The sequence below is a fragment of the Arthrobacter sp. S39 genome (assembly GCF_004320525.1).
Taxonomy (GTDB): Bacteria; Actinomycetota; Actinomycetes; order Actinomycetales; family Micrococcaceae; genus Arthrobacter.
In genome coordinates this window covers 40,671-64,270 of record NZ_SIHX01000003.1, presented here as the reverse complement: position 1 = coordinate 64,270, position 23,600 = coordinate 40,671, and the positions used below count along the sequence as shown (strand labels likewise).

The window sequence follows — 23,600 nt, the reverse complement described above, 5'->3', positions numbered from 1 at the left end:
CCGGCACCCTTCCGCCTGGAAAGTAGTGCACTATGACCCAAACCGCCCTTCCCGGCCTTGTCACCCCTCCCCGCCTGCCGCAAGGCACCCTTCGGATCGTTCCGCTGGGCGGGCTGGGGGAGATCGGCCGGAACATGGCTGTGTTCGAAATCGAGGGAAAACTGCTCATCGTGGACTGCGGTGTCCTCTTCCCGGAGGAGACCCAGCCCGGCGTTGACCTGATCCTGCCCGATTTCTCGTACATCGAAGACCGGCTCGATGACATCGTGGCCGTTGTCCTGACCCACGGCCACGAGGACCACATCGGCGCCGTCCCGTACCTCCTGCGGCTGCGGGCCGACATCCCCCTGGTGGGTTCCCAGCTGACCCTTGCGCTGATCGAAGCCAAGCTGCAGGAGCACCGCATCCGTCCTTACACCCTCACGGTTGAAGAGGGACAGGTGGAGAAGTTCGGCCCCTTCGAATGCGAGTTCGTTGCGGTCAACCACTCCATCCCGGATGCCCTGGCCGTATTCATCCGCACAGTCGGCGGCACGGTCCTGCACACCGGCGACTTCAAGATGGACCAGTTGCCGCTGGACGGACGGATCACCGACCTCCGCCACTTCGCCAAGCTGGGCGAAGAAGGCGTGGACCTCTTTATGTCCGACTCCACCAACGCGGACGTGCCGGGCTTCACCACGGCTGAGAAGGAAATCGGCCCCACCCTGGAACGGCTCTTCGGCCAGGCCACCAAGCGCATCATTGTGGCGTCATTCTCCTCGCACGTGCACCGCGTGCAGCAGGTCCTGGACGCCGCGGCCAAGCACAACCGCAAGGTCGCCTTCGTGGGCCGGTCCATGGTGCGCAACATGGCCATCGCGGCGAAGCTCGGCTACCTGGACGTTCCTGACGGCCTCATCGTCGACATCAAGAACATCGACAACCTGCCCGACAACCGCGTCGTGCTCATGTCCACGGGTTCCCAGGGCGAGCCGATGGCTGCCCTGTCCCGCATGGCCAACGGCGACCACCGCGTGGTGGTGGGCGACGGCGACACCGTCATCCTGGCCTCCAGCCTCATCCCCGGCAACGAGAACGCAGTCTTCCGGATCATCAACGGCCTGCTCAAGCTCGGCGCCGACGTGATCCACAAGGGCAACGCCAAGGTTCACGTCTCCGGCCACGCCGCAGCGGGCGAGCTGCTCTACTGCTACAACATCCTGGAACCGCTGAACGCCATGCCCGTCCACGGCGAGACCCGGCACCTGATCGCCAACGGCAAGATCGCCATCGAGTCCGGCGTCCCCACGGCCAGCGTCATCCTGGCGGACAACGGCACCGTGATTGACCTCAAGGACCACCGCGCCGACGTCGTGGGCCAGGTCGAAGTGGGCTTTGTCTACGTGGACGGTTCCAGCGTTGGCGAAGTCACCGAAGCCGACCTGAAGGACCGCCAGACGCTCGGCGATGAAGGCTTCATCTCCATCATCACCGTCATCCACCGCGCCACCGGCAAGGTGGTCTCGGGACCGGAAATCCACGCCCGCGGTGTGGCCGAGGACGATTCGGTCTTCGACGAGATCATCCCGAAGATCAACGCCGCCCTGGAAGAAGCCGTGCTCAACCGCACGGACCACACCACGCACCAGCTCCAGCAGGTAGTGCGCCGGGTTGTTGGCACCTGGGTCAACCGCAAGCTGCGCCGCAAGCCCATGATCATCCCGGTAGTGCTCGAGGCGTAACAGCCCTGAACCCCACCGGAATCACCGAAGGCCCGATCCTCCTGGAACCGGGCCTTCGGCGTCTCAAAATGCAAGCCCGGAACGGGCCGGAAATCCGCGGAATTCCGGCCCGGTTCGGGTAGCGTGGCAGGTATGGCCACTCGTACTACTTCCGCGCCCAAGGGCCCCGCCAGGGGTTCCGCCAGTGCCAAATCCGGCAGCACCACTGGCCGCGGGGCCGGCTCCGCGGCGTCCAAAACCGGCCGGACGTCCGCACGCTCCAGCACTGCGCGCACCCGCCAAATGCCCGCAGTCGAAGAGCACCAGCCGTGGCTGGTCCGCGTTGTGGGCGGCGCCTGGCTGGGCATTGGCCACCTGGTGGGAGGCGGCGTCCGCAGGATCGGCCACGACGTCAGCGACCTGCCCGCAGAAGACCGCCGGGACGGCGCAGCACTGTTCAACCTGGCCCTCGGCGTCTTCATCGCCACCTTTGCCTGGTGGGGCCTCACCGGATGGTTCCCCGACACCGTGTACAGCGTGGTCAACGGCACGTTCGGCTGGATGTCGCTGCTGCTGCCGCTGATGCTGTTTGTCTGTGCGTTCCGCCTTTTCCGGCAGCCGTCCGACGGGCGGGGCAACAACCGGGTGGGCATTGGTTTCCTCATCATGACCTTCGCCGGCTGCGGCCTGGCCCACATCGTGGGCGGACAGCCCACCGTTGCTGACGGTTTCGACGGACTGCGCCAGGCCGGCGGTATGCTCGGTTTCCTGGCCGCCTCGCCGCTTGCGGCCATTCACGCAGCCGTTCCGGTGGCCCTCTACGGCCTGCTGGCATTTGTTTCGCTGCTCATCATCACGGCCACTCCCTTCGGTGCGATTCCACGGCGGCTCCGGGCCGGCTACGAGCACCTGATGGGCATCGACCTCCAGGAGCCGGACGAGGACAGGGACGGCCACGACCGCAGCTACCTGGAGCAGGCCCCCGCGGCAGCGCCCAAGAAGAAGAGGCGGCGGCTGTTCGGAAAGGACGAGGACTCCGACGCCGGACTGGAAGGCTATGTGGGCGACGAAGCCTTCGAGCACGCAGTCATCGACGACGACGACCCGGCGCACGACGCGAAACCAGGCCCGGGGCCGCGCCTTGCTCCCGGCGTGCGCCGCCCCACGCAGGCGGAAATCGCCGTCGAGAAGATCAAGGCCGCCCAGGGCCTGGGAACGGCGGCTCATTCGCCGTCGGCGGGGGAGAACGCCACCGAAGCGATTCCGCTCGTGACACCGGGCATGGTCGCTGCGGGGTCGCTGAACCCGGTACAGGTCCCGGCCAAGCCCGTAACGCCCGCGCCCCTGCCCACGCCGATTCCACAGCGGACTGAACAACTGTCTCTGGCAGGTGACGTCACCTACACGCTGCCGTCGTCGGACGTCCTGACGCCCGGCTCCATTCCAAAGGAGCGTACCGAAGCCAACGACGCCATCGTCGCTTCGCTGACCGAGACCCTCAACCAGTTCAACGTCGAGGCGCAGGTGACCGGCTTCAGCCGCGGTCCCACCGTGACCAGGTATGAGATCGAGCTGTCCCCGGGCACCAAGGTGGAGCGGGTCACCGCGCTGTCCAAGAACATCTCCTACGCCGTGGCCAGCTCCGACGTCCGGATCCTCAGCCCCATACCCGGCAAGTCCGCCATCGGCATCGAGATCCCCAACACGGACCGCGAAACCGTCTCACTCGGCGACGTGCTCCGCAGCCAGAACGCCCGCCGGACCGACCACCCCATGGTGATGGGTGTCGGCAAGGACGTCGAAGGCGGCTACGTGGTGGCCAACCTCGCCAAGATGCCCCACCTGCTCGTGGCCGGTGCCACCGGTGCCGGTAAGTCCTCGTTCGTGAACTCGATGATCACGTCCATCCTCATGCGTGCCACCCCGGACGAGGTCCGCATGGTCATGGTGGACCCCAAACGCGTGGAACTGACCGCCTACGAAGGCGTCCCGCACCTGATCACCCCCATCATCACCAACCCCAAGAAGGCCGCGGAAGCCCTGCAATGGGTGGTCCGTGAGATGGACGCCCGCTACGACGACCTCGCCAACTACGGCTTCAAGCACATCGATGACTTCAACAAGGCGGTCCGTGCCGGCAAAGTCCAGCCGCCGGTCGACTCCAAGCGCGTCATCCGGCCCTACCCCTACCTGCTGGTGATCGTGGACGAGCTCGCCGACCTCATGATGGTGGCGCCACGAGACGTTGAAGATTCCATCGTCCGCATCACCCAGCTGGCCCGCGCCGCCGGCATCCACCTGGTCCTCGCCACCCAGCGTCCGTCAGTCGACGTCGTCACCGGCCTCATCAAGGCCAACGTCCCGTCCCGGATGGCGTTCGCCACGTCCTCGGTCACTGACTCCCGCGTGGTCCTGGACCAGCCGGGCGCCGAGAAGCTCATCGGCCAGGGCGACGCCCTGTTCCTGCCCATGGGAGCATCGAAGGCCATGCGTGTCCAGGGCGCCTGGGTCACCGAGTCTGAGATCCACAAGGTCGTTGAGCACGTCAAGGGCCAGCTGAAGGCCGTCTACCGCGACGACGTCGCCCCCGAGGCACAGAAAAAGCAGATCGACGACGACATCGGCGACGACCTCGACGTCCTGCTGCAGGCCACGGAGCTCGTGGTCACCACGCAGTTTGGTTCCACCTCGATGCTGCAGCGCAAGCTTCGCGTCGGGTTCGCCAAGGCCGGGCGGCTCATGGACCTTCTCGAGTCCAGGGGAGTGGTGGGCCCGTCCGAAGGCTCCAAGGCACGCGACGTCCTGGTCAAGCCCGACGACCTCGCCGCGGTCCTCGCCGCCATGAAGGGGCAGGACGCGCCGGTTTCCCCGGACTCCCAGACGGCGGCACTGAGCGATAACGCGAACGCCAACATCGCCCAGGGCGGCTACGCGGAGGACCTGGTGCAGGCGGACCTTGACCAGCGCAGCCAGAACGTCGAATACTTCGACGGCGCGGACACCGGCTCCGGCGACGACGAAGACGGCTCCGAAGACGCCTGGTCACTCACCGGACGGTAGCCTAGGAAGGTGACTAGCACCGAAGCAACCGCCGCCGGCTCCAGCAGTTCAGGGATCTGGAATCTTCCCAACATCCTGACCATGCTGCGCATTGCGCTGGTGCCTTTCTTCGTCTGGTTCCTGATAGCCGATGCCCCCGGGCTGCGCAGCGAGTCCGGGCTGTGGCGCTGGGCCGCGGTGCTGGCGTTCGCCGTCGCGATTTACACTGACAAGCTCGACGGCGACATCGCCAGGAGCCGCGGCCTCGTCACCGACTTCGGCAAAATCGCCGACCCCATCGCCGACAAGCTCCTGATCGGTTCCGCGCTGGTTATGCTGTCGGTCCTTGGGGAGCTCCCATGGTGGGTCACGGTGTTGATCCTTGTCCGGGAGTGGGGCATTACGGCCCTGCGGTTCTTTGTGATCCGCTACGGCGTGATCCCGGCCTCACGTGGCGGCAAGCTCAAGACAGTGGTTCAGACCGCTGCGATTTTCCTCTACCTCCTGCCGCTCGCGGCGTTTGCCCCGTGGCTTGCCTGGGTGGCTTTCGCCGTCATGATGGTGGCCGTGCTCATCACGGTCTGGACCGGCGTCGAATACGTGGTTGAAGCCCTGCGGCTCCGTTCGCAGGGAAAGCGCAATGCCGGCCAGTAGGCCACTGTAGACAAGGAGCAGACATGACAAACCTCCACCACCTCGCCGGGGAAGCAGTCAAAAACGCCCTGGACCGGGGGCTGACCGTCGCCACCGCCGAATCGCTCACCGCCGGAATGGTCTCGGCCATCCTGGCGGACACCGCCGGCGCCTCCGGAATGCTGCAGGGGGGTGTAGTGGCCTACCAGAACTCCGTCAAAGTCGACGTCCTGGGCGTTTCGCCGGACCTTCTGGCTGCCGCCGGATCCGTGGATGGGGAAGTCGCCGCTGCCATGGCAGCCGGCGTCCGCGCGGCCCTGGGCTCCGACATTGGCGTGGCCACAACAGGTGTCGCCGGCCCGGAGGAGCACGATGGCAAGGCTGTGGGGACTGTATACATCGGGGTCGCGACGGCGGACGGCACCGAATTCTTCGACTACGGCTTTTCCGGCAACCGGGCAGAGATCCGTGGCCAGGCCTGCGGCGCCGCCCTGGAGCGCCTCCTGGCAGCCCTATCTTCCTGAAGTTACCGGGGGTAAAGTATCCGGGAACAAATCCCGGTACCCATTAGTTATTACATTGTGTCGCTTCCGGAGAGCGGAGGCGCCTAGGATGATTACACCACCACGGTTCGCTCGACGGCGGACCGGACTTATGAGGGAGCAAGGCGATACAGATGGTAAAGCAGCCCGTATCCGTAAACGGCGTTGTCCGCTGGAAGGATGTGGGCCTCGCCGATCAGGGCAAGAGCGAACAGAAGGAGCGCAAGATGGTTGTACTTCGTCACGAAATCGGTGATGTTCTGCGCGATGTCCGCCAGCGTCAGGGGCGTACTCTTCGCGAGGTTTCGCACAGTGCCCGTGTTTCCCTGGGATACCTCAGTGAAGTGGAGCGCGGCCAGAAGGAAGCTTCGTCAGAGCTTCTGTCCTCGATCTGCTCCGCTTTGGACGTACCCCTGTCCAGCATGCTCCGTGAAGTCAGCGACCGCGTCGCCGTCGCAGAGGGCGTTGCTGTTCCGGACACCGTTCCGCAGGAGTTCTCGCAGCGCTATGGCCGCGACCTCGAGCGGGACCTGAACGCCGAACTCACCAACGAACTTTCCAAGGGACTGCTTTCCGGAGCACGGTAAGCCCCCTGAACTATTAACCACCGAAGCCTCCGGCACCAGCCGGAGGCTTCCGGTGTCTCAGGGCTGGGTGTCCTTTTTCACGGGAGCCACGTCCTGGGGGAAGCCATCGCGCTCATACGTGGCGTTGAGCTTGGCCATGTACGTCGCCAGCGTCTGCAGGTCCTCGAGGGGCCATTCGCCCAGCCGTTCCCGGAAGACCTCGCGCCGGGCGTCCTGGACCTGGTGCATTTTCTCTTCGCCCTTGGGCGTTAAGCGGATCGCCTGGGCGCGGCCATCCAGCGGGTCGGCCTCCTTGGAGACCAGCCCGATGCTCTCCAGGAACGCGATCTGCCGGCTGACCGAGGGTTTCCCCACGCCGATGCTCAGGGCCAGATCGGTGAGGCGGATGGGGCCTTCGCGCCGGATCACGGTGAGCAGGCCGTACGCGGCAGGTTCCATGTCGGGGTGGACCTGGCGGGACAGCTGATGGGACACGGACCGTGCCCTCCGCCAGAAGACGCTGATCTGGTGCTCCACGGTCTTCAACGCCGCGTCGACGGTGTCGTCAGAAGGGCCGGCGGGAGCGGGAACGTCGGGGGAGTTGCTCATGGCAACAATTCTAAGGTCCTGCTTCATGAGAGACTCTATTGGTGCGAATCAGTGACTACTGGCGTCTGATGGACGACGAATTCGGCTCCGGATACTCACGCGTCGTGAGCGGTTCCCTGATCCTTGCCGGGGTCGGCGGACGCACCGCGGACCAGGCCCTGGCAGCGGGCGTCAGCCCCCGGCAGGTATGGCTGGCGGTCTGCGACGTCCAGGACGTCCCGCCGGAACGGCGCCTGGGCCGTGACATCAAACCCCTCCGCGACTGACCTGAACTGCGCTGACACGCCGCCGGATTGTTCGAATATCTGTTCGGGTAAAGCTATGCTTTTCCTAGTGGGTTATCCACATAGCCGATGTCATCCGGCCAGAATGTCAGTGGGTGCCATTAGCGTCAGAGATGACCAATAAACGGCCGCTCAGGCCACTCCAAAGCGAGAAAGCATTAGAGGTGTGAACCATGGCGGCAGCCCCGGATCGTCAGAAGGCGCTCGACGCAGCACTGGCACAGATTGACAAGCAGTTCGGCAAGGGCTCGGTCATGCGGCTGGGCGATGAAGTCCGCGCCCCCATCGAGGTCATCCCCACCGGATCCATCGCATTGGACGTCGCTCTGGGAATTGGCGGCCTGCCCCGCGGACGTGTGGTGGAGATCTACGGTCCGGAATCCTCGGGTAAGACCACCGTTGCCCTTCACGCCGTGGCCAACGCCCAGCGCCTGGGCGGCATCGCAGCCTTCATCGACGCCGAGCACGCCCTGGACCCCGAGTACGCCGCAAAGCTGGGCGTGGACACGGATGCGCTGCTGGTTTCCCAGCCGGACACCGGCGAGCAGGCCCTCGAAATCATGGACATGCTGATTGGCTCCGGCTCGCTGGATGTCATCGTCATTGACTCCGTGGCCGCCCTGGTGCCGCGTGCGGAAATCGAAGGCGACATGGGCGACAGCCACGTGGGCCTGCAGGCCCGCCTGATGAGCCAGGCGCTGCGTAAGATCACCGGGCGCCTGAGCCAGACCAAGACCACCGCCATCTTCATCAACCAGCTCCGCGAAAAGATCGGCGTCTTCTTCGGATCCCCTGAAACCACCACCGGTGGTAAGGCCCTGAAGTTCTACGCCTCCATCCGCATTGACGTGCGCCGCATCCAGACGCTCAAGGAAGGCGCGGATTCGGTCGGTAACCGTACCAAGGCCAAAATCGTCAAGAACAAGATGGCCCCGCCCTTCAAGATCGCCGAGTTCGATATCATCTACGGCCAGGGCATCTCCCGCGAGGGCGGCATCATCGACATGGGCGTGGAGCACGGCATCATCAAGAAGTCCGGTTCATGGTTCACGTACGACGGCGACCAGCTCGGCCAGGGCATGGAGAACTCCCGCCGGTTCCTGCGTGACAACCCGGAACTCGCTGCCGAGCTTGAGCGCCTGATCAAGGAAAAGCTGGGGGTCGGAGTCAAGCCTGCCGAAGCCGATTCAAAAGACACACCGAAGCTGAAGGCTGTTGACGGCTTCTAGGGACATCGCGGACTTCACGGGCGGTCCGGGCTTCGGCCCGGACTCCGGCACCGGTCCGGACTCCGGCACCGGTCCGGACTCCGGCACGGGCTCAGGCCGACGCCGGCGGGGCCGGGGTGGCGGACGCTCCGGTTTCGGACCGGACGGGCCCAGCCCGGATTCTTCGGTCGTGTCAGACCCCGAGCCGGATCCTGCTTCTGTCGCACGTGCGATAGTGCTGCGGCAGCTGACCAGCTCGGCCAAGAGCCGGCTGCAGCTGTCGCGCAAGCTGGCCGAGCGCAACATCCCCGAGGACATTGCCGAGGCCGTGCTGGACAGGTTCCAGGAAGTGCGGCTCATCGACGACGCCGAGTTTGCGGACATGTGGGTGCGCAGCCGGTCCCAATCGCGGAAGCTCGCCAAGGGCGCGCTGCGCCGCGAGCTGGCAGACAAGGGGATCGACGCGGACACGGCTGCCTCTGCGTTGGAACAGCTCTCCGACGAAGACGAGGAAGCGGCCGCGCGCCTGCTCGTGGAGCGGAAGCTGCGGCCCGGCACCGACCTGTCGGACCGGGCAGAGCGGGATAAGACCACCCGGCGGCTGGCGTCAATGCTTGCGCGCAAGGGGTACCAGCCGTCTCAGGCCTTCCGGATTGTGGGCGAGGTGCTTGCCGCGCGTTCGGACGGCGGGCATGAGGACAGCCTGCCTGAGGAGTAGGTCCGTGGGCAGGCTTCCCCGCCGAAGCGGCGATTTCCGCCGAACCGGTACCCTTAACAGGTGAGTTTGACCATTCCTTCCCCCGCATCCGGTACCGCCCCTTCAGCCGACCCTGCCGCGCCGCCCCGTACATATCAGGTGCGCACGTTCGGCTGCCAGATGAACGTGCACGATTCCGAGCGGATGGCAGGCATGCTCGAGGACGCCGGGTACGTACCGGCGGCCGGGGACCATGCGGATGTGGTGGTGTTCAACACCTGCGCCGTCCGGGAAAACGCTGACAACAAGCTGTACGGCAACCTGGGCATGCTGGCGCCGGTGAAGGCTGCCAACCCGGGCATGCAGATCGCGGTCGGCGGGTGCCTTGCACAGAAGGACCGCGAAACGATCCTCAAAAAAGCGCCGTGGGTGGACGCCGTCTTCGGAACCCACAACGTGGGCGCGCTTCCTGCCCTGCTGGACCGGGCACGGCACAACAACGAAGCCCAGCTGGAGATCCTCGAATCCCTGGATGTCTTCCCCTCCACGTTGCCTACCAAACGGGACTCGGTGTATTCCGGCTGGGTGTCCATCTCCGTCGGCTGCAACAACACGTGCACTTTCTGCATCGTTCCCGCCCTGCGCGGCAAGGAGAAGGACCGCCGCCCGGGTGACATCCTGGCCGAAATCCAGGCCCTCGTGGACGACGGCGCCATCGAAGTCACTCTGCTCGGCCAAAACGTCAACTCCTACGGGGTCGAATTCGGGGACCGCCAGGCTTTTTCCAAGCTCCTGCGCGCCTGCGGTGAAATCGATGGCCTGGAACGGGTCCGCTTCACGAGCCCGCACCCGGCGGCCTTCACCGACGACGTCATCGAGGCCATGGCCGAAACGCCCAACGTGATGCCACAGCTGCACATGCCACTGCAGTCCGGCTCGGATAAAGTCCTCCGGGACATGAAGCGGTCCTACCGTTCCACCAAGTTCCTCGGCATCCTGGACAAAGTCCGGGAAAGGATCCCGCACGCCGCCATCTCCACCGACATCATTGTGGGCTTCCCAGGCGAAACCGACGAGGACTTCCAGGCCACCCTGGATGTGGTCGAAAAGTCCCGCTTCGCCACCGCGTTTACGTTCCAGTACTCCAAGCGGCCCGGCACGCCTGCTGCCGATCTTCCGGACCAGCTGCCCAAGGCCGTGGTCCAGGAGCGCTTCGAACGGCTGACCGCCCTGCAGGACAGGATCGCGGCCGAGGAAAACGCCAAACAGATGGGCCGCCGCGTCGAGGTCATGGTCACCGCCCAGTCAGGGCGCAAGGCGGGCGAAACCCACCGCCTGTCCGGACGCTCCCAGGACCAGCGGCTGGTGCACTTCTCCGTTCCCGCGGGAGCACCCGCACCCCGTCCCGGCGACCTCGTAACTGTCACCATCACCGAAGCCGCAGCGTTCCACCTGGTGGCCGACCCCACGGCGGAGGGCTACAGCCTCCGGCGTTCACGCGCCGGCGACGCCTGGGACAGGTCCCAGGCGGACTCGTGCGGGGCGCCGGCGCCCGGCGCTGCAAAGAGCGCAGCCGGCCGTACCGGGGTTTCGCTGGGCATGCCGTCGCTGCCGGTCCGCAGCGCCTGAGCGGTGGTCAACCTTCCGGTCATCGCGGTTGTTGGCCCCACCGGGTCGGGTAAGTCCGATCTCGCCGTCAGCCTCGCCCTTGCCTTGGACGGGGAAGTCATCAATGCCGATGCCATGCAGTTCTACCGCGGCATGGACATCGGGACGGCCAAGGTCACCCTGGCTGAACGCAGGGGAGTGCCGCATCACCTGCTGGACACTCTGGACGTCACCCAGGAAGCAAGCGTCTCGGACTTCCAGCAGCAGGCCCGCGCCATCATTGCCGGCATCCACGCACGCGGGAAGCGGGCCATCCTGGCCGGCGGGTCCGGGCTGTATGTCCGGGCAGCGCTGGATGTCCTGGAATTCCCCGGAACCGACCCCGCCCTGCGCGCCGGGCTGGAAGCAGAACACGCAGCGGAAGGCACCGGACCGCTCCTGGCGCGGCTGCAGGCCGTTGACCCCGTCTCGGCGGCACGGGTCTCGGATGCCCGCCGGATCATCAGGGCACTGGAAGTCCACCAGCTCACCGGCCGGCCGTTCAGCTCCTTCATGCCCCGGCGTGAGTACTTCCAGCCCGCCATCCAGATCGGCCTGGCCGTGGACCGGGACGAGCTCCGCGAACGGCTCGCCCAGCGTGTCCACGCCATGGTGGACAAAGGCCTGCTTAACGAGGTCCGGCAGCTGGACAAGGCAGGCCTGCGCCACGGCAAGACCGCCCCGCGGGCGTTGGGCTACTCCCAGTTCCTCGCAGTGCTCGACGGCGGCGCCACCGTTGAGGAGGCTGCCGAAGAGACCATCGTGGCCACCCGGCAGTTCGCCAGGCGGCAGCTCACCTGGTTCCGTGCCGATCCCCGGATCAGCTGGCTGGACTGGAAGGACCCCGAACTGGCAGCCCACGCGCTCACGCTCTGCAGCTGAAGCGGCACCTGCGCGGCGCGTCCAGCAGGTTTCTGATGCCCCGCACGTGGCCGGTAACCTTGGAACATGGACGCTACCCCTGCAGAGACCCTCGAGCCCGCCATCTCCACCCTGGGCGGTCTCCGCTTCTCGAAAGGGCACGGCACAGGCAACGATTTTGTCCTGATCGCCGATCCTGACGGCGTGCACACCATCGGCCCCGACCAGGTTGCCGCGCTGTGCGACAGGCACCGCGGCATCGGCGGGGACGGACTCATCCGTGCCGTACCGTCGCGCTTCCTGCCTGAAGGCCGGGAACTGCTGGGTGCAACCCCGGACGCGGAGTGGTTTATGGACTACCGCAACGGGGACGGCTCCCTCTCTGAGATGTGCGGCAACGGCGTCCGCGTGTTTGTCCACTTCCTCCGGGCCGAGGGCCTGGTTGACCTGCCCGACGGCGGCGCCCTCACCATCGGAACCCGTGGCGGCATCAAAACCGTCGTCCGCACCGGCGAGGACTACGCCGTCGACATGGGCCCCTGGGAGTTCATCTTCCCCGGGGAAGCCTCCGCCAAGGCGATGGACTCCCTGGTCACGGCCGACGGCCTGGAAGTGCCGCGCCCCGCCCTCTCCGTCAGCATGGGCAACCCGCACACCGTAGTGGCCCTCGCCGAGCTTTCCGAACTGGAAGCCACCCGCCTGTTCACCGCCCCGCACGTGGATCCCACCCCGGCCAACGGAACCAACGTCGAGTTTGTGGTCCCCTCAGAGCCGCTGGTCCATGACGGCGTGGGCACAGTGACCATGCGGGTCCACGAACGCGGCGTCGGCGAGACCCAGTCGTGCGGCACGGGCGCCTGCGCTGCCGCCGTGGCCATCAGGCACTGGGCCGGGGCGGGGGCGCCTGACGCCTGGAACGTCAAGGTGCCGGGCGGCGTCGTCGGCGTCAAGTTCTTTGCCGGGGCCGGCGGGCACGAGCACGTTGAGCTCAGCGGCCCGGCGGTGATTGTGGCTAGCGGGACGCTTTCCTGACCCGCAGGATCCTGAAGGCTTTGGCGGTGGCTTCCCGGGTGACAGTGAACGAGCCGTCCAGTTCCTGTGACAGCCAGCGCTGCAGGGAGTCGGAACCGAGGTTTTTCTGGACTACCAGCCATGCGGAGCCGCCCGGTGCCAGCCGCGGAATCCACAGCTTCAACAGCGAGTGGAGTTCGTCCTTGCCGATCCGGATGGGCGGGTTGGACCAGATGGTGTCGAAACGCAGTTCCGGATCCACCTCATCCGGCGTGCTGGCGGTAACGTTTCCGAGGCCGAGCGAAGCCGCGTTTTCGTTCGTCAGTGTGATGCAGCGTTCGTTGACGTCCACGGCGTAGACCTTCGCGTCGGGCGAATGCAGGGCCATGGTGATCGCGATGGGACCCCAGCCGCAGCCGATATCCAGCAGGTTCCCTGACTGCGCCGGCGCCGGCACTTCAGCCAGCAGCACGGCAGTACCCTTGTCGATTCCGTCCGGGCTGAAGATGCCGCCGGAGGTCTGCAGTTTGCGCGTCTCCCCGGCCAGGTCCACCGTGAGCGGCTTGCGGGTGAACGGCCCTGCGGGCGATGCGCTGAAATAGTGTGCGGACTCCATAACTGGCCAGATTAGTTGGCGCTGAAGCGTAAGGGAAACCGCGCCGGACCGGGTCTGCTAATCTGGGAGGCATGTTCCTGATCTTCGAGTAGCCGGGCACGGGTTGAACCCGTCCCGCAGCCATGTCCCGCAGCGATGCAGGTTTTCACCTTCCGCAGATGCGTCATCGACCAGGCCACTTGGCGCCTGGTCCGACCGCCGGGCAATACTCGAAGCCAGCCTTCCCGCTGTGCCCTTCCAGTCGTTGCCGGCGCTTTTACCCTTTCCACGCCAGCGATGGATGTGGATCCTACGTTGTGCGCCACCGCCTTGCACGGCGCGCGCAGCAGACCGGAGCCAGGATGACCGCCAGCCGTCAGCCCAGCGCGAATACGTCCCCACTCACCAGCAATCGGCACTATTCTGGAAATGCCGAATCTTCAAAGGAGACCATGACCAGCCAGCCCAACACCGGATCCGATCCAGCAGCCCAGGATATGAGCCCGGAGGAAATCCAAGCTGTCATCGACCGGATTCTCTCCAAGGATGTTCCGGCAAAGCGCGGCGCCGCCGCTGAAGGCGACGGCAGGGCGGTGTTCGGTAAAGCCCAGGCAATTTCCCGCCTCGACGAAGAGCACAGCGCCTACGACGGCGACCAGCAGGACCTCGAGGAGCGCAGGGCGCTCCGTCGTACCGCCGGCCTGTCCACGGAACTCGAAGACGTCACAGAAGTCGAGTACCGGCAGCTGCGCCTGGAACGGGTGGTGCTTGCCGGCCTCTGGGCCGAAGGAACGCTCGCCGACGCCGAAAACTCACTGCGTGAGCTTGCCGCCCTGGCAGAGACTGCCGGTTCGGAAGTCCTGGACGGCATGGTTCAGCGCCGGGCAAAACCGGACCCAGGTACGTTCCTCGGTTCCGGCAAGGCCCAGGAACTCAAGGAAATCGTCATGTCCACCGGCGCGGACACCGTGGTGGTCGACGCCGAGCTGGCGCCCTCCCAGCGGCGCGGCCTGGAGGACATCGTCAAGGTCAAGGTCATCGACCGTACCGCCTTGATCCTGGACATCTTCGCCCAGCACGCCAAGAGCCGCGAAGGTAAGGCCCAGGTGGAACTGGCCCAGCTCGAATACCTGCTGCCGCGCCTGCGCGGCTGGGGCGAGTCCATGTCCCGCCAGGCCGGTGGCCAGGTCGGCGGCGCCGGAGCCGGTATGGGTTCCCGTGGCCCCGGTGAGACGAAGATCGAACTGGACCGCCGCCGGATCCGGACGCGGATGGCCAAACTGCGGCGCGAAATCGCTGCGATGAAGCCCGCGCGGGAAACGAAGCGGGCCAACCGCCGTCGTAATTCCGTGCCGTCCGTGGCCATCGCCGGGTACACCAACGCCGGCAAGTCGTCGCTGCTGAACCGGCTGACGGACGCAGGCGTGCTCGTGGAGAACGCCCTGTTCGCCACCCTGGACCCGACCGTGCGCAAGGCGGAGACCGCGGATGGCCTGGGCTACACCCTGGCTGACACCGTGGGCTTTGTCCGCTCACTTCCCACCCAGCTCGTGGAGGCGTTCCGCTCCACGCTGGAGGAAGTGGCGGACGCCGATCTCATCCTCCATGTGGTGGATGTTTCGCATCCGGATCCTGAGGGACAGATCGCGGCAGTCCGCAAGGTGTTCAGCGAAGTGGATGCCCGCAAGGTGCAGGAAATCATCGTCCTGAACAAGGCGGACGCCGCGGATCCGTTTGTGGTCGAACGCCTCAAGCAACGCGAGCCCCGCCACGTGGTGGTATCGGCCCGGACCGGTGAGGGGATCGCCGAGCTGCTGCGCGAAATCAGCAGCTCCATCCCGCGGCCCAGCGTCAAGCTGGAGCTCCTCATCCCGTACAACCGCGGCGACGTGATCAGCAAGCTGCACAACACCGACGCCGAAATCCTGAGCCTTGACCACGGCGAGGACGGAACGCGGGCCGTGGTGATGGTCCGGGAAGGCCTTGCGGCGGAACTGGAATCATTCGTCAGCAATGACTGAAACAGTGGCAAGTGAGTCCTCGGGGACGGCCGGCGAGCAGTTCGTCATTGAACTGCTCGACCGTGCCGTGGCCGGGATGGGCGGGCAAAGCCGCAGCGGACAGCACGAGATGGCCAGGCAGGTGGCCCGGGCCATCGAAACCGGCGACCACCTCCTGGTCCAGGCCGGCACCGGAACCGGAAAGTCGCTGGCGTACCTGATCCCGCTCATTGCGCATTCACTCGTGAGTAACAAACCCACCCTGGTTTCCACGGCCACCCTCGCCCTGCAGACGCAGATCGTGGGCCGGGACCTGCCGCGCCTGCTGAAAACCATCACGCCGGCCCTGGACCGCCCCGTCAAGGTGGCGCTGGTCAAGGGCCGCTCCAATTACGTGTGCCGGCACAAGCTAGAGGGCGGATTCCCGTCGGAGGAGCCTTCCGAAGGGCAGCTGTTTTCCCTCGGCGAGGACACCAGCGTGCCGCACTTCGCGGCCGCGCTGGGGGGACCGTCCTCGCAGCTGGGCAAGGAAGTGGTGCGCCTGCGCGAATGGGCGCAAAAAACGGCCACCGGCGACCGCGATGAACTCCTTCCCGGTGTCACGGACCGGGCCTGGCGCCAGGTCTCCGTCACCTCGATGGAATGCCTCGGGGCGCAGAAGTGCCCGATGGCGGCCGAATGCTTCAGCGAGCTGGCCCGCCAGGACGCGGCGGACGCCGACGTTGTGGTCACCAACCATGCCATGCTCGCCGTCAGTGCCTTCGAGGGCCTGGCCGTCCTGCCCGAATACGACGTTGTGGTGGTGGACGAGGCCCACGAACTCCAGGACCGGGTGACCGGGGCCGTCTCCGGGCAGTTGTCCGTCGCCATGGTCCATGCCGCGGCGTCCGGCGCGCGGAAGCACACAGCCATCACGGTCGACGCCCTCAATGCCGCCGCTGCGAACCTGGAACTCGCCCTCGCCGGGGTGCCCAACGGACTCCTTCCCAACGGACTCAATGACGAACAGCTGGATTGCATGGACCAGCTGCGTGACGCCTGCCGGGCTGCCCTTTCCGATTCCAAGGGGGACAGCAGCCAAACGGCCGACGGCGGGCGGCAGCTCGCCCGCTCCCGGCTGATGCTCATCCTGGAACTCTGTGAACGGCTCATCGCGGCCCGTGAAAACCGCGAGGTGGTGTGGTTCTCCCGTGCCAGCACCTTCGATCCGCAGCAGGGCTACGCGCAGCCCGACGACGCCGCGCCGGCGCTGGTAAACATCGCGCCGCTGAGCGTCGCGGGAAGGCTTCGCGAGGGGCTCTTCGAGGGCCACACCGTGGTCCTGACCTCGGCAACCCTGGCCATCGGCTCGGCGTTTGAACCGGCGGCAGGCGGCCTGGGACTCGTGGGCCAGGGCGCCCCGAGCTGGACCGGCATTGATGTCGGTTCCCCCTTTGACTACCCGAAGCAGGGGATCCTGTACGTTGCCGGCCACCTGCCCAAGCCCGGCCGCGGAGTTTCGCCGGAGGCGTTGGAAGAACTCGAGGCGCTGATCAGGGCTTCCGGCGGCGGTGCACTGTGCCTGTTCTCCTCGCGCCGCGCCGCGGAAGAGGCAGCCGAAGCACTGCGGCCCAAGCTGGGACTGAGCATCCTCTGCCAGGGCGACTCCACCATGACCGCCCTGGTCAAGCAGTTCGCCGACGAGCCCGACACCTGCCTTTTCGGAACCATGTCGCTGTGGCAGGGCGTGGACGTGCCCGGCGGCTCGTGCCGCCTGGTGGTGATTGACCGTATTCCGTTCCCGCGGCCGGACGACCCCCTCATGACCGCCCGCTCCCGGGCCGTGGCCCAGGCCGGCGGCAACGGCTTTATGTCGGTCTCCGCCACCCACGCCGCCATCCGGCTGGCACAGGGCGCCGGCCGGCTGATCCGGTCCACCGGAGACAAGGGTGTGGTGGCCGTCCTTGATTCACGGCTCGCCACGGAGCGCTACGCCGGCTTCCTGCGGGGCGCGCTGCCGCCATTCTGGCCCACCACGGACCGGAAGATCGCGTTCGCTGCCCTGGAGCGGCTGTCCAAGGAGCACACCTGAGTTAACTGCAAAGATCGGCTGGGCCCGTCCCTCGAGGGGCGGGCCCAGCCGATCTTTTTTTTGCCGTAACTGGCGGTTCCTAGAGTGAGCGCAGGACCGAAACAACCTTGCCCATGATGGTGGCGTGGTCGCCCAGGATGGGTTCGTATTGGGTATTCTGCGGCAGGAGCCAGGTATGGCCGTCCCGCTGGCGGAACGTCTTGACGGTCGCTTCGTCGTCCAGGAGGGCCGCAACGATGTCACCGTTGACGGCGTCAGCCTGGCGCCGCACCACCACCCAGTCGCCGTCGCAGATTGCCGCGTCCACCATGGAGTCTCCGGCCACCTTGAGCATAAAGAGCTCTCCCTGCCCCACCAGCTGGCGGGGGAGCGGCATAACGTCCTCCACGACCTGGTCCGCGAGGATCGGGCCGCCGGCCGCGATCCGGCCCACCAGCGGGACCATGGCGGTGTCCATGGCCGAGGGAAGTTCAGTCACTTTGCCGCCGGTAATGCCGCGCAGGGCAGCCGGAGTGGCTGAACCTGCCGCCTTGGCCGTCCCGCCGTCCAGCGTCAGCGGCATCAGGACCTCCATGGCCCGGGGCCGCTTGGGATCGCGGCGAAGGTAGCCCAGCTTCTCCAGCTGCGAGAGCTGGTGGGTCACGCTGGACAGGCTGGCCAGGCCTACGGTGTCGCCGATTTCACGCATGGACGGGGGATACCCGTTGTCATTGACCGAACGCTGGATGGTTTCCAGGATCTTCTTTTGCCGGGCAGTCAGCCCTTTGGGAGTCCTCTGGGGCTGCTGACCCCGCTGGGTCGCCCTGCCGCCCGCGGCTGCTGCTGCCATGTTTGCCAATGCCTTTCCGTTGCCCCGGGGCCTCCTGGCCGCGGGTGCCGGGAGCCTCCGGCATTGATTGTCAGACCCTGCTGATCAACTACAGAGGTGGTTGATCTTTGATCCAAACGTAGGCCAGCCACAACCCTTTTTCAAACATTTGTTCTAGCGAGTCTCGACAATGTTCGTTGATAAGTGCTAAAACAGAAGAAGCAAAGTTCGAACATGTGTTCTATTCGCTTCCTGCGGTATTCGAATATTCGAAGAGGCAGGGCCCGCCCGCCGAGGCAGGCAGGCGGACGGGACACTCCGGGCAGCACAGCATGGTCCAGGAGGGCTCATTTCATGTCAGCTTTTTCAGCATCGCAGGACTCCCGTCCGCAGTTGGTCTTGGTCCAGCACCTCACGGCAGTGCCACAGATACGGGCCCGCAAGGAATCGCTGCCTCCTCTGCGCCTGACGCGACGCGGCCGGGTGGTCCTGATCGGCATTCCCCTGATCCTGCTCGCGGCGATGCTCTTCCTGCTCGCGGGATTCCTTAACGCACCTGCCAAGGCCGCGGACTCCGCCGCGGACCTCTCGCTGACGCCGACCGTCTCGGTAACTGTGCAGCCCGGTCAGTCGCTCTGGGGGATCGCGGCCGCGGTGTCCCCGGAGCGGGATCCCCGCGACGTGATCGCGGACATCGTCCAGCTCAACAACCTCACTGCAGGAACCGTGCTGCCGGGCCAGCAACTGTTTGTGCCTGCCAAGTAACGCTGCCGGTTGTTGAATGGCAGCCGGGAACCGTCACATTTTCGGGGCCCGTGCTTCGGCACTAAACTGTTCAGGTGAATGACCAGCTAGAGCGTCTGAACCGCCTTCCCCTGCGCACCAACCTTCGTGGCCTGACCCCGTACGGGGCTCCGCAGCTCGATGTTCCCATTCTGCTGAACGTCAACGAAAACACCCATGGCGTTCCCGCGGACGTGCGGGCGGCCATCAGCGCGGCGGTCACCGAGGCCGCGGCTGGCCTGAACCGCTACCCGGACCGGGAGTTCTCAGAGCTTCGCGAGGCGTTGGCGGAGTTCCTCGGCCACGGACTGGACTCATCGAACATCTGGGCAGCCAACGGTTCCAACGAGGTGCTGCAGCAGATCCTCCAGGCCTTCGGCGGGCCGGGCCGGACGGCTCTTGGCTTCCCTCCCACGTATTCCATGTATCCCCTTCTGGCCAGCGGCACGGACACCGAATACGTTGCCGGCCAGCGCGAAGCAGACTACGGACTGAGCGCCGAATCGGCAGGCCGCCAGGTCAAGGAGCTCCAGCCCAACGTTGTCTTCCTCAGCTCACCCAACAACCCCACCGGAACAGGGCTGGGCCTGGATGTGGTGGAAGCCGTGTACGCCGCCGGCGAAGACAGCCAGACCATCGTGATCGTGGACGAGGCCTACCATGAGTTTGCCCACGACGGCACACCCAGCGCCCTGACGCTCCTGCCGGGACGGGAACGCCTCATCGTCACCCGGACCATGAGCAAGGCCTTTGCCCTGGCCGGCGCCCGGCTGGGCTACATGGCTGCCGCACCCGAGGTCACGGACGCCCTGCGACTGGTCCGGCTCCCGTACCACCTGTCTGCCGTCACCCAGGCCACCGCCCTGGCCGCCCTGCGGCACCGCGAGGCCCTGATGGCCGACGTCGAGGACATCAAGGTCCAACGCGACCGGATCGTGTCCGAACTGACCCGCCTGGGCCTCACGCCCGCCGCGTCGGACTCCAACTTCGTCTTCTTCGGCGGACTGGACCGGCCCCACGACGTCTGGCAGCAACTGCTGGACGCCGGCGTGCTGATCAGGGACGTCGGCATCCCGGGCCACCTGCGGGTCACTGCCGGCACTGAGACTGAAACCACAGCCTTCCTCACTGCCCTGGAAGCCATCCTGGCCAGCCAGCCAAAGCTGCCCGCCTAAACTTGACCATAGCCGCGCCGCGCGCGCGGGACTTCCTCCTTCTCCGCAAAGGACATATGACCATGAGTTCCACCGGATCCAGCACCGCCGCGACCCGCACCGCACGGATGGAGCGTGCCACCAGCGAATCGTCGGTGCTCGTGGAGATCAACCTCGACGGTACCGGTGTCTCAAACATCGACACGTCCGTCCCGTTCTATGACCACATGCTCACGGCGCTGTGCAAGCACTCGCTCATTGACATGACGGTGAAGGCCACCGGTGACACCCACATCGACGTCCACCACACCGTGGAGGACGTTGCCATCACCTTCGGGGAAGTCCTGCGGACGGCCCTCGGCAACAAGGCCGGCATCCGGCGCTTCGGCGAAGCGACCGTGCCGCTTGACGAAGCACTGGCCCACGCGGTGGTGGACGTCTCAGGCCGGCCCTACCTGGTCCACGGCGGCGAGCCCGCCGGGCAGGAATACCACCTGATCGGCGGCCACTTCACCGGGTCGCTGACGCGGCACGTCTTTGAGGCCATCACTCTGCACGCAGGCATCTGCCTGCACATGAACGTCATCGCCGGCCGGGATCCGCACCACATCGTCGAGGCACAGTTCAAGGCATTCGCCCGCGCACTGCGTGCTGCGGTGGAACCGGATCCGCGCGTTGAAGGAATTCCGTCCACCAAGGGTGCCCTGTGAGCGGCCAGATCCTGCGCGACGGCGCCGTGATCGACCCTGCCGCCCTGAAGAAGCCGGAATCGCCGGAGGGCAAGCCCACGGTTACGGTGCTCGACTACGGCTCCGGGAACGTCCGCTCCGCGGTGCGTGCCCTGGAGCGGGCAGGCGCCGAGGTCATCCTCAGTTCCAAGCCCGAGGATGTACTCAACGCCGACGGCCTGGTCGTGCCGGGCGTGGGAGCGTTCGAAACGGTGATGCGCGAACTCAAAGCCGTGGACGGCATCCGCCTCATCGGCCGCCGGGTCGCCGGCGGGCGCCCCGTGCTGGGCATCTGCGTCGGGCTCCAGGTCCTGTTTGAGGCCGGTGTGGAACACGGCACCGAGGCTGAGGGCATGGGGGAGTGGCCGGGCAAGGTCGAACTCCTCCCGGCCGAGGTAGTGCCCCACATGGGCTGGAACACGGTCAAGGTCCCGGAAGGGTCCAAGCTCTTCGAAGGCGTCGAGGACCAGCGTTTTTACTTTGTGCACTCCTACGGCGTCCAGGAATGGAACTTCGACGTCGTGCAGCCGAGGATGGCTCCGCCCCTGGTCACGTGGTCAGAGCACGGTGCGCCATTCATCGCCGCCGTGGAGAACGGCCCGCTCTGCGCCACCCAGTTCCACCCGGAAAAATCCGGCGACGCCGGAGCCCGGCTCCTCCGCAACTGGGTGGATGCCCTGCGGAAGCCGGCGGCCGCGGACGGCAACGCCTAGATGTGGTCCATTGTCCTGATGGGGCTCGCCGGCCTTCTGGTGGGCGGCGCCCTGTCCTTCCGGCAGCAGCAGCGGCCGCTCTGGACTCAAATAGGCTTCTACGTCCTGGCCGGCATGTCGCTGCTGGCTGCCTCCCTCCTGACCTTTTCCGGAAGCTAGCCCGCACCGGCGCTCCCGCCCCAACCAGCCGCACAACTACCTGAGGATTTTGAGATGACCACCGCAAACGATCTGCCGGTCCTTGAACTGCTGCCCGCCGTCGACGTCGTGAACGGCCAGGCCGTCCGGCTGGTCCAGGGCGAAGCCGGCAGCGAAACGAGCTACGGCACCCCGCTGGAAGCCGCCCTCAACTGGCAGCAGCAGGGCGCCGAATGGGTGCACCTGGTGGACCTCGACGCCGCGTTCGGCCGCGGTTCCAACGCGGAACTGCTCCGCGAAGTCGTGGGCCGCCTGGACATCAAGGTGGAGCTCTCCGGCGGACTCCGGGACGACGAGTCCCTTGAAGCCGCCCTGGACCTCGGTGTGGCACGCGTGAACCTGGGCACCGCTGCCCTGGAAAACCCGGAGTGGACAGCCCGCGCCATCGACCGCTTTGGCGACAAGATCGCGGTCGGACTCGACGTCCGCGGAACCACGCTGGCAGGCCGGGGCTGGACCAAGGAGGGCGGCGACCTCTGGGAGGTACTCGGCCGGCTCGAAGAGGCCGGCTGCGCCCGGTACGTGGTCACCGACGTCACCAAGGACGGAACCCTGCAGGGGCCCAACGTTGAACTGCTGCGCCAGATGGTCGAGAAGACCGGAAAGCCCGTCGTGGCCTCCGGCGGCATCTCCAGCCTCGATGACCTCAAGGTGCTCCGCTCGCTGGTGCCGCTGGGCGTCGAAGGTGCCATCGTGGGCAAGGCGCTCTACGCCGGAGCCTTTACCCTGCCCGAGGCCCTCGACGTCGCCGGCCGCCGCTAGGCCAGCCGGACCTGCTGACGGATGGAACACAACGGCAGTGCACCCGGTCGGGACGGTGCGCCGGCAAGTATTTCCGGCACATCCGGGCCGGTGCCACGCCACCTGCCCGGCCACATCGCCGCAGCCCTCGCCGGGGCCGGCGGCCCCACAGACTCGGCCGGCCAGCCGTGGCAGGGCCGCAGCCTGGCCGGTGACGACGGGAAGATCCACAATTTTGAGGACGACGACGGCACGGCCGACGCCGGATACCTCGCCGCAGTAGCGGCACTCCGGCACGGAAGCGGTGACGAGGCCGCCGTCATAGCCTCGCTGGCAACGGCCAGGGTTTTCATCCCGATCATCGCCCAGCTCGCGGAGGAATCAGAGGGCGATGACGGCCTGGTCTCGGACAAGCAGGCGGACATGGCGCTGGTGATGCTGAAGGCCGCCGACGGCAGGACCGCGATGCCCGCCTTCACCTCAGCCGAGGCGCTTGCCAGCTGGCATCCCGACGCGCGGCCGGTGGCCGTGTATGCCGCCAGGGCTGCCCTCTCCGCCGTGTCGGAACAGGCTGAACTCCTGGTGCTTGATCCCGGCTCCGAGTTCACCTTTGTGGTCCGGCGGCCCGGCCTGTGGGCTCTGGCACAGCAGCAGACGTGGGTGCCCTCCTACCTGGACAGCGAGGTGGCCGGCACCATAGCGGAGGCAGCCGCGGCATTCCCCGCAGTCCGGAACATCGGGCTCCTCCCGGGCGCCGGCGTCGCTGCCACCACGTCGAACGGCGAAACAATGCCCGGCGGCGGTGCCGGACCCGAACTGCAGGTGGTCCTGTACCTTGAGGACGGCCTTGACGCTGCCGCAGTCCAGGACCTGGTGGCCGGACTCCAGGCCGCCTGGTCCCGGAATGTATTGTTTGGGGAGCGCGTTGACTCGATCGAAATCAAGTTGAGGCGCGCTGTTCAATAGCTGACGGTCAGCGGGGAGATCCCTCGGGCTGCCCGCGGCAGAC

General features: G+C 66.4%; 23 protein-coding genes. 20 read left to right on the top strand and 3 right to left on the bottom strand.

Going from position 1 to position 23,600, the window contains the following annotated elements; genetic code table 11:
- Positions 1-32 precede the first annotated feature (32 nt).
- The 5 genes from EYS21_RS06815 to EYS21_RS06795 all read left to right on the top strand — a co-directional run bounded on the left by EYS21_RS06815 (position 33) and on the right by EYS21_RS06795 (position 6,504).
- Positions 33-1,724: a ribonuclease J gene (locus EYS21_RS06815; RefSeq protein WP_131132460.1), complete on the top strand. Its 1,692-nt coding sequence runs from the start codon at positions 33-35 to the stop codon at positions 1,722-1,724.
- Between the two features lie 132 nt (positions 1,725-1,856).
- Positions 1,857-4,763: a DNA translocase FtsK gene (locus EYS21_RS06810; RefSeq protein WP_131132459.1), complete on the top strand. Its 2,907-nt coding sequence runs from the start codon at positions 1,857-1,859 to the stop codon at positions 4,761-4,763.
- A 9-nt stretch (positions 4,764-4,772) separates the two neighbouring features.
- Positions 4,773-5,396, top strand: coding sequence for a CDP-diacylglycerol--glycerol-3-phosphate 3-phosphatidyltransferase (gene pgsA, locus EYS21_RS06805; protein WP_131132458.1), 624 nt, complete (start codon positions 4,773-4,775; stop codon positions 5,394-5,396).
- Between the two features lie 23 nt (positions 5,397-5,419).
- A complete protein-coding gene (locus EYS21_RS06800; protein WP_131132457.1) occupies positions 5,420-5,899 on the top strand; it encodes a CinA family protein in 480 nt (159 codons plus the stop codon).
- A gap of 152 nt (positions 5,900-6,051) precedes the next feature.
- Complete coding sequence (locus tag EYS21_RS06795; RefSeq protein ID WP_131132456.1) at positions 6,052-6,504, top strand: helix-turn-helix domain-containing protein; 453 nt, start codon at positions 6,052-6,054, stop codon at positions 6,502-6,504.
- A 57-nt stretch (positions 6,505-6,561) separates the two neighbouring features.
- Here the strand turns inward: EYS21_RS06795 and EYS21_RS06790 are convergent, their stop codons facing one another.
- On the bottom strand, positions 6,562-7,092 hold the full coding sequence (locus tag EYS21_RS06790) for a MarR family winged helix-turn-helix transcriptional regulator (RefSeq protein ID WP_131132455.1): 531 nt from the start codon (positions 7,090-7,092) through the stop codon (positions 6,562-6,564).
- Between the two features lie 41 nt (positions 7,093-7,133).
- Between EYS21_RS06790 and EYS21_RS06785 the strand changes: the two genes are divergently transcribed.
- The 6 genes from EYS21_RS06785 (at position 7,134) to dapF (ending at position 12,821) form a co-directional block, all read left to right on the top strand.
- Positions 7,134-7,358 (top strand): DUF3046 domain-containing protein, encoded by a 225-nt coding sequence (locus EYS21_RS06785; protein WP_131132454.1) that lies wholly within the window; start codon positions 7,134-7,136, stop codon positions 7,356-7,358.
- 191 nt (positions 7,359-7,549) lie between these two features.
- Positions 7,550-8,605 (top strand): recombinase RecA, encoded by a 1,056-nt coding sequence (gene recA, locus EYS21_RS06780; protein ID WP_131132453.1) that lies wholly within the window; start codon positions 7,550-7,552, stop codon positions 8,603-8,605.
- Between the two features lie 169 nt (positions 8,606-8,774).
- A complete protein-coding gene (locus EYS21_RS06775; protein WP_131132852.1) occupies positions 8,775-9,302 on the top strand; it encodes a regulatory protein RecX in 528 nt (175 codons plus the stop codon).
- Between the two features lie 60 nt (positions 9,303-9,362).
- Entirely contained in the window at positions 9,363-10,910 is a 1,548-nt protein-coding gene (gene miaB, locus EYS21_RS06770; protein WP_131132452.1) for a tRNA (N6-isopentenyl adenosine(37)-C2)-methylthiotransferase MiaB, read from the top strand.
- A gap of 3 nt (positions 10,911-10,913) precedes the next feature.
- Positions 10,914-11,810, top strand: coding sequence for a tRNA (adenosine(37)-N6)-dimethylallyltransferase MiaA (miaA, locus tag EYS21_RS06765; RefSeq protein WP_131132451.1), 897 nt, complete (start codon positions 10,914-10,916; stop codon positions 11,808-11,810).
- 66 nt (positions 11,811-11,876) lie between these two features.
- Entirely contained in the window at positions 11,877-12,821 is a 945-nt protein-coding gene (dapF, locus tag EYS21_RS06760) for a diaminopimelate epimerase (protein WP_131132450.1), read from the top strand.
- Here the strand turns inward: dapF and EYS21_RS06755 are convergent.
- Entirely contained in the window at positions 12,802-13,416 is a 615-nt protein-coding gene (locus EYS21_RS06755) for a methyltransferase (RefSeq protein ID WP_131132449.1), read from the bottom strand. The two genes, dapF and EYS21_RS06755, sit on opposite strands and share 20 nt — an antisense overlap.
- A gap of 431 nt (positions 13,417-13,847) precedes the next feature.
- Between EYS21_RS06755 and hflX the strand changes: the two genes are divergently transcribed.
- A complete protein-coding gene (gene hflX, locus EYS21_RS06750; RefSeq protein WP_131132448.1) occupies positions 13,848-15,416 on the top strand; it encodes a GTPase HflX in 1,569 nt (522 codons plus the stop codon).
- Positions 15,409-17,466 (top strand): ATP-dependent DNA helicase, encoded by a 2,058-nt coding sequence (locus EYS21_RS06745; protein WP_131132447.1) that lies wholly within the window; start codon positions 15,409-15,411, stop codon positions 17,464-17,466. The genes hflX and EYS21_RS06745 overlap by 8 nt, the downstream gene beginning before the upstream one ends.
- 79 nt (positions 17,467-17,545) lie before the next feature.
- Here the strand turns inward: EYS21_RS06745 and lexA are convergent, their stop codons facing one another.
- Complete coding sequence (gene lexA, locus EYS21_RS06740) at positions 17,546-18,295, bottom strand: transcriptional repressor LexA (RefSeq protein WP_131132446.1); 750 nt, start codon at positions 18,293-18,295, stop codon at positions 17,546-17,548.
- Positions 18,296-18,628: 333 nt separating this feature from the next.
- On the opposite strand from lexA, the gene EYS21_RS06735 reads away from it, so the two are divergent.
- The 7 genes from EYS21_RS06735 (at position 18,629) to EYS21_RS06710 (ending at position 23,557) form a co-directional block, all read left to right on the top strand.
- A complete protein-coding gene (locus EYS21_RS06735) occupies positions 18,629-19,039 on the top strand; it encodes a LysM peptidoglycan-binding domain-containing protein (protein WP_131132445.1) in 411 nt (136 codons plus the stop codon).
- A gap of 74 nt (positions 19,040-19,113) precedes the next feature.
- Entirely contained in the window at positions 19,114-20,232 is a 1,119-nt protein-coding gene (locus EYS21_RS06730) for a histidinol-phosphate transaminase (RefSeq protein ID WP_131132444.1), read from the top strand.
- Positions 20,233-20,294: 62 nt separating this feature from the next.
- A complete protein-coding gene (gene hisB, locus EYS21_RS06725; RefSeq protein ID WP_131132443.1) occupies positions 20,295-20,921 on the top strand; it encodes an imidazoleglycerol-phosphate dehydratase HisB in 627 nt (208 codons plus the stop codon).
- Positions 20,918-21,652: an imidazole glycerol phosphate synthase subunit HisH gene (gene hisH / locus EYS21_RS06720; protein WP_131132442.1), complete on the top strand. Its 735-nt coding sequence runs from the start codon at positions 20,918-20,920 to the stop codon at positions 21,650-21,652. Before hisB ends, hisH begins: the two co-directional genes overlap by 4 nt.
- Positions 21,653-21,811, top strand: a complete 159-nt coding sequence (locus EYS21_RS23360; RefSeq protein WP_165478273.1) for a hypothetical protein — start codon at positions 21,653-21,655, stop codon at positions 21,809-21,811. It abuts the gene before it with no gap.
- Positions 21,812-21,865: 54 nt separating this feature from the next.
- Positions 21,866-22,612 (top strand): bifunctional 1-(5-phosphoribosyl)-5-((5-phosphoribosylamino)methylideneamino)imidazole-4-carboxamide isomerase/phosphoribosylanthranilate isomerase PriA, encoded by a 747-nt coding sequence (gene priA, locus EYS21_RS06715; protein WP_066285946.1) that lies wholly within the window; start codon positions 21,866-21,868, stop codon positions 22,610-22,612.
- Between the two features lie 90 nt (positions 22,613-22,702).
- The gene (locus tag EYS21_RS06710) at positions 22,703-23,557 is read left to right on the top strand and encodes an SseB family protein (protein WP_242633321.1); all 855 of its coding nucleotides are present in this window, start codon (positions 22,703-22,705) and stop codon (positions 23,555-23,557) included.
- Positions 23,558-23,600 lie beyond the last annotated feature (43 nt).

Bases quoted from the DNA above. Each gene is read 5' to 3' on its own strand.
- EYS21_RS06815 (WP_131132460.1), top strand. From the start codon at position 33: ATGACCCAAACCGCCCTTCCCGGCCTTGTCACCCCTCCCCGCCTGCCG.
- EYS21_RS06810 (WP_131132459.1), top strand. From the start codon at position 1,857: ATGGCCACTCGTACTACTTCCGCGCCCAAGGGCCCCGCCAGGGGTTCC.
- EYS21_RS06800 (WP_131132457.1), top strand. From the start codon at position 5,420: ATGACAAACCTCCACCACCTCGCCGGGGAAGCAGTCAAAAACGCCCTG.
- EYS21_RS06795 (WP_131132456.1), top strand. From the start codon at position 6,052: ATGGTAAAGCAGCCCGTATCCGTAAACGGCGTTGTCCGCTGGAAGGAT.
- EYS21_RS06790 (WP_131132455.1), bottom strand. From the start codon at position 7,092: ATGAGCAACTCCCCCGACGTTCCCGCTCCCGCCGGCCCTTCTGACGAC.
- recA (WP_131132453.1), top strand. From the start codon at position 7,550: ATGGCGGCAGCCCCGGATCGTCAGAAGGCGCTCGACGCAGCACTGGCA.
- dapF (WP_131132450.1), top strand. From the start codon at position 11,877: ATGGACGCTACCCCTGCAGAGACCCTCGAGCCCGCCATCTCCACCCTG.
- EYS21_RS06755 (WP_131132449.1), bottom strand. From the start codon at position 13,416: ATGGAGTCCGCACACTATTTCAGCGCATCGCCCGCAGGGCCGTTCACC.
- hflX (WP_131132448.1), top strand. From the start codon at position 13,848: ATGACCAGCCAGCCCAACACCGGATCCGATCCAGCAGCCCAGGATATG.
- EYS21_RS06745 (WP_131132447.1), top strand. From the start codon at position 15,409: ATGACTGAAACAGTGGCAAGTGAGTCCTCGGGGACGGCCGGCGAGCAG.
- lexA (WP_131132446.1), bottom strand. From the start codon at position 18,295: ATGGCAGCAGCAGCCGCGGGCGGCAGGGCGACCCAGCGGGGTCAGCAG.
- EYS21_RS06735 (WP_131132445.1), top strand. From the start codon at position 18,629: ATGTCAGCTTTTTCAGCATCGCAGGACTCCCGTCCGCAGTTGGTCTTG.
- hisB (WP_131132443.1), top strand. From the start codon at position 20,295: ATGAGTTCCACCGGATCCAGCACCGCCGCGACCCGCACCGCACGGATG.
- EYS21_RS23360 (WP_165478273.1), top strand. From the start codon at position 21,653: ATGTGGTCCATTGTCCTGATGGGGCTCGCCGGCCTTCTGGTGGGCGGC.
- priA (WP_066285946.1), top strand. From the start codon at position 21,866: ATGACCACCGCAAACGATCTGCCGGTCCTTGAACTGCTGCCCGCCGTC.